Annotated in this window: 3 protein-coding genes; 1 reads left to right on the top strand and 2 read right to left on the bottom strand. The window is 62.8% G+C overall.

From position 1 onward, the window contains the following. A partial coding sequence (locus ACESMT_RS02125) for an SIP domain-containing protein (RefSeq protein ID WP_372824792.1) occupies nucleotides 1-199 on the top strand: 199 nt, incomplete at its 5' end. A 476-nt stretch (nucleotides 200-675) separates the two neighbouring features. Here ACESMT_RS02125 and ACESMT_RS02120 read toward each other — a convergent pair. Together ACESMT_RS02120 and ACESMT_RS02115 are read right to left on the bottom strand one after the other, a co-directional pair. After that, nucleotides 676-2,154 carry a glutamate synthase subunit beta gene (locus tag ACESMT_RS02120; protein ID WP_372824790.1) on the bottom strand — a complete coding sequence of 493 codons (1,479 nt, stop codon included), beginning with the start codon at nucleotides 2,152-2,154 and terminating at the stop codon, nucleotides 676-678. Between the two features lie 24 nt (nucleotides 2,155-2,178). Next, on the bottom strand, nucleotides 2,179-5,561 hold a 3,383-nt coding region (locus tag ACESMT_RS02115), incomplete at its 5' end, for a glutamate synthase-related protein (protein ID WP_372824788.1).

The raw sequence follows: 5,561 nt of genomic DNA, 5'->3' as shown, positions 1-5,561 counted from the left end.
GGAAAAAGCACTGCGCAGCGGGACGGTGATTGCCCCTGATGCGCGGATTTACCTGGCCTGCGAGGCCGCTGCGATGCGCCGCATCCGCAAGCTGCTGACCGATGAGCTGGGCATCGCCCGCAGCCAGATCGTTGGCCGGGGTTACTGGAAACTCGATGAAGTCAACCACCCCGACCACGATTACGGCGACGACGACTGAGCTGGCCGCGCAACGCCAGCAGGCGGCTGAAGCGGGGCCGGCAGCGCCAATCGCAAGCCTTTTATGCCTTCAGCCCATGTGTGGCGGGCGTAAGTAGCTGCTATTTTCATAGCAATTCAGTGCAGTGTGCAGTGTGCAGTGTGGGCGTCAGGCTGCACTTCTGTTGCACCTTTTGGGGCGATTTGCGAGGATCTGCGGGTTTTTAGTGTGGCAGATCGCCGTAGCCCATCAGGAATTCGTCCACCGAGCGCGCGGCCTGGCGGCCCTCGCGCGATGCGGGCGACAGCCGGCACCCTGGTTGCACGCCCCTTGGGGCGATTTGCGAGGGTCTGCGGGTTTTTAGCGTGGCAGGTCGCTGTAGCCCATCAGGAATTCGTCCACCGAGCGCGCGGCCTGGCGGCCCTCGCGCGGTGCGGGCGACAGCCGGCACCCTGGTTGCACGCCCCTTGGGGCGATTTGCGAGGGTCTGCGGGTTTTTAGCGTGGCAGGTCGCTGTAGCCCATCAGGAATTCGTCCACCGAGCGCGCGGCCTGGCGGCCCTCGCGAATCGCCCACACCACCAGGCTCTGGCCGCGGCGGATATCACCAGCCGCAAACACCTTGGGCACGTTGGTGGCATAACCGCCAGTAAAGTCGGTCGTGGCTTTGGCGTTGCCGCGGCCATCCTTCTCGACGCCGAAGGCATCCAGCACAGCCGACACAGGGGATACAAAGCCCATGGCCAGCAACACCAGGTCGGCCTTGAGCGTCTGTTCCGAACCAGCGACTTCCTGCATCTTCCCGTCTTTCCACTCCACGCGGACGGTCTTCAAGCCGGTCACCTTGCCCTTGTCGCCAATAAGCTCCTTGGTGGAAATGGCAAATTCGCGGTCGCAACCCTCTTCGTGGGAGGACGAGGTGCGCAGCTTGATCGGCCAGTACGGCCAGGTCATGGGTCGGTTTTCCTCTTCGGGCGGCTCGGACATCAGCTCGAACTGCGTGACGCTGGCCGCGCCATGGCGGTTACTGGTGCCGACGCAGTCGGAGCCGGTGTCGCCTCCGCCAATGACAATCACGTGTTTGCCGTCGGCACGCAGCTGGTCCCTGACCTTGTCGCCGGCGTTGACCTTGTTTTGCTGCGGCAGAAATTCCATCGCGAAATGGATGCCCGAGAGGTCGCGGCCAGACACCGGCAGGTCGCGCGATTGCTCTGCGCCGCCGGTCAGGAGGATGGCGTCGAAATCCTTTTGCAGTTGCTCGGGCGTGATGGTTTCCCTGGCCCAATTGGTGACCTTGGAGTCCTTGCCCAGGGGATCCTGGGCCTTGCCAACCATGACCCCGGTACGAAAGGTCACGCCTTCGGCCTGCATCTGCTCGACGCGGCGGTCGATGTGCACCTTCTCCATCTTGAAATCGGGAATGCCGTAACGCAGCAGGCCGCCGATGCGGTCGTTCTTCTCGAACAGGGTCACGTCATGACCGACACGCGCGAGTTGCTGGGCAGCAGCCATGCCAGCCGGGCCGGAACCCACCACGGCCACCTTTTTACCGGTCGTGTGCTTCGGTGCCTGCGGCTGGACCCATCCCTCGGCCCAGGCGCGGTCAATGATGGCGCGCTCAATCGACTTGATGCCCACCGCATCGTCATTCACGTTGAGCGTGCAGGCCGCCTCGCAAGGAGCCGGACAAATGCGCCCGGTGAATTCAGGAAAGTTGTTGGTGCTGTGCAGCGTCTCAATCGCGTTTTTCCAGTCCGCCTGAAACACCATGTCGTTGAAATCCGGAATGATGTTGTTGACCGGGCAGCCGCTGATGCAAAACGGCGTGCCGCAGTCCATGCAGCGCGCCACCTGCTTGTTGGCCTGCGCGTCGTCGAGCCCGATGACGAACTCCTTGTAGTTTTTAAGGCGCTCGGGCACGGGTTTGTAACCCTCCTCGATGCGCTCGTGTTCCATGAAACCGGTGATTTTTCCCATGTGGCTACTCCAGATACTGCTTGTTCAGGCTGCGGCTTTGGCGACCTTGGGGGCTGCTTTTCCGTCCGGTCTGGCAGGGGCTGTTGCGGTTTTTCTGGCCGCCATTTCGCCCAATGCGCGTTTGTATTCCAGCGGGAACACCTTGACGAATTTGCCGCGCGCCTCAGCCCAGTTGTCCAGCAACTCCCGGGCGCGTTTGCTGCCGGTCCAGCGGTTGTGATCCTCCAGCAGCTTGCGCAGTTGGGCTTCATCAGTCTGGCCGCCGTGCCAGAGGGCCTGCTCACCGCCGGCTTCCTGCTGGGCCGCGGGCTGGACGTTTTCCAGCGACACCATGGCGGTGTTGCAACGCTTGGCAAACTGGCCATCCTCGTCGTACACATAAGCCACGCCGCCGCTCATGCCAGCGGCGAAGTTGCGGCCGGTTTTGCCCAGCACGGCCACCGTGCCGCCAGTCATGTATTCGCAGCCATGGTCACCGGTGCCTTCGACCACCGCCGTGGCGCCCGACAGGCGCACCGCAAAGCGCTCGCCGGCCACGCCGCTGAAAAACGCTTCGCCGGTGGTCGCGCCGTAAAGCACGGTGTTGCCGACAATGGTGTTCTTGACTGCCTCACCGCGAAAATCGATGCTCGGGCGCACCACAATACGGCCACCCGACAGGCCCTTGCCGGTGTAGTCGTTGGCGTCACCGATCAGGTACATGGTGATGCCTTTGGCCAGAAAGGCACCGAAGGACTGCCCGCCTGTGCCCTCAAGCTGGATGCGCAGCGTATCGTCCGGCAAACCCTCCGGATGGCGCCGCGTCAACTCACCCGACAACATCGCGCCGACGGTGCGGTTGACGTTGCGCACGGTCTCGATGAACTGGACTTTCTCGCCTTTTTCGAGCGCCGCCTTTGATTTTTCAATCAGCCGCAGATCCAGCGCTTTCCCCAGCGCGTGATCCTGCTCCATGACATGCCTGCGCGGCACATCAGCCGGCACATTCGGCTGGTAGAACAGGCGTGAAAAATCGAGGCCGCCGGCCTTCCAGTGCTCGATGCCCTTCTGGGTGTCGAGCAGGTCGGCGCGGCCGATCAGCTCGTCGAAGGTGCGCACGCCGAGCTGGGCCATGAGCTGGCGCGCTTCTTCAGCCACAAAGAAGAAGTAATTGACGACATGTTCGGGCTTGCCGCTGAATTTCTGGCGCAACACAGGGTCCTGCGTGGCCACCCCGACCGGGCAGGTGTTCAGGTGGCACTTGCGCATCATGATGCAGCCCTCAACCACCAGCGGTGCGGTGGCAAAACCAAACTCGTCGGCGCCCAGCAGCGCGCCGATCACCACGTCGCGTCCGGTTTTCATCTGGCCATCGGCCTGCACGCGGATGCGGCCGCGCAAGCGGTTCAGCACCAGGGTCTGCTGGGTTTCAGCCAGGCCGATTTCCCAAGGCGAGCCGGCGTGTTTGATGGACGACCAGGGCGAAGCGCCGGTGCCGCCGTCATGGCCGGCAATCACCACGTGGTCGGACTTGGCCTTGGCCACACCAGCGGCAATCGTGCCAACCCCGACTTCGCTGACCAGCTTGACGCTGATGCTGGCGCGCGGATTGACGTTTTTGAGGTCGTGGATAAGCTGCGCCAGGTCTTCGATCGAATAAATGTCGTGATGCGGCGGCGGTGAAATCAGGCCCACGCCAGGGACCGAATAGCGTAGCTGGCCGATGTATTCGCTGACCTTGCCGCCAGGCAGCTGGCCGCCCTCGCCGGGTTTGGCGCCCTGTGCCATCTTGATCTGGATCTGGTCGGCCGACACCAGGTACTCGGCTGTGACGCCGAAGCGGCCTGAAGCCACCTGCTTGATTTTGGAACGCAAGGAATCACCGTCCTGCAGAGGCAGATCGACCTCAACCACACTGTCACCAATCACACTCTTGAGGGTTTCGCCCTGCTTGATGGGGATGCCCTTGAGCTCCTGGCGGTAACGGTTCGGGTCCTCGCCGCCTTCGCCAGTGTTGCTCTTGCCGCCTATGCGGTTCATGGCCACAGCCAGCGTGGCATGCGCCTCGGTGCTGATGGAGCCCAGCGACATGGCGCCAGTGGCGAACCGCTTGACGATCTCCCTGGCTGGCTCGACGTCGTCGATCCGGATGGCTTTGGACGGGTCGATTTTGAACTCGAACAGCCCACGCAAGGTCATGTGACGGCGGTTCTGGTCGTTGATCAGCTGCGCGTACTCCTTGTACGTGCTCCAGTTGTTGGCGCGCGTGGCGTGCTGCAGCTTGGCAATCGCGTCGGGCGTCCACATGTGGTCCTCGCCGCGCACGCGCCAGGCGTATTCACCGCCGGCATCGAGCATATGCGCCAACACCGGGTCGTCGCTGAAAGCCGCCCTGTGCATACGCAGCGCTTCCTCTGCAATCTCGAACACACCCATGCCCTCGACCTGGCTGGCGGTGCCGGTGAAAAACTTGTCGATGGTCGCGCGGTTCAGGCCTATGGCCTCAAACAGCTGGGCACCGCAGTAACTCATGTACGTGGACACGCCCATTTTGGACATGATCTTGGACAGGCCCTTGCCGATGGCCTTGATGTAGTTGTAGGTCGCCTTGTCAGTGCTGAGGTCGCCGGGCAGGTTTTTCGACAGCTCGGCCAGCGTTTCCATGGCCAGGTAGGGATGCACCGCTTCGGCGCCATAACCGGCGAGCACGGCAAAGTGATGGACTTCGCGCGCGGAGCCGGTCTCCACCACCAAGCCTGCGGTGGTGCGCAAGCCTTCCTTGACCAGGTGCTGGTGGATGGCCGACAGGGCCAGCACCGCCGGAATGGCGACCTGCGCGGCGCTGATGCCGCGGTCACTGACGATCAGGATGTTCTTGCCGCTCTTGATCGCATCGACGGCTTCGGCGCACAGCGAGGCGAGCTTGGCTTCCACGCCCTCGCGGCCCCAGGCCAGCGGGTAGGTGATGTCCAGCGTGTAGCTCTTGAACTTGCCCTGGGTCTGCGCTTCGATGTCGCGCAGCTTGCGCATGTCGGCGCTATTGAGCACCGGCTGGCTGACTTCCAGCCGCATGGGCGGGTTCACCTGGTTGATGTCCAGCAGATTCGGTTTGGGGCCGACAAACGACACCAGCGACATCACGATGGCTTCGCGGATCGGGTCGATCGGCGGGTTGGTGACCTGCGCAAACAACTGTTTGAAGTAGTTGTAAAGCGACTTGTTTTTATTCGAGAGTACGGCCAGCGGGCTGTCGTTGCCCATGGAGCCCGTGCCCTCTTCACCATTGACGGCCATCGGTGACATCAGGAACTTGATGTCTTCCTGGGTGTAGCCGAAGGCCTGCTGGCGGTCCAGCAGCGAGGGTGACTCGTTCAGGCCCGAGCTTGACGCCGAGCTGGCGCTGGCTTCGTCGGATCCCATCTTCGTGC

Source organism: Polaromonas sp. (genome assembly GCF_041689105.1).
Taxonomy (GTDB): domain Bacteria; phylum Pseudomonadota; class Gammaproteobacteria; order Burkholderiales; family Burkholderiaceae_C; genus Polaromonas.
Note: the sequence above shows the minus strand (reverse complement) of the source record. Positions and strands in the feature narration are given on the sequence as shown.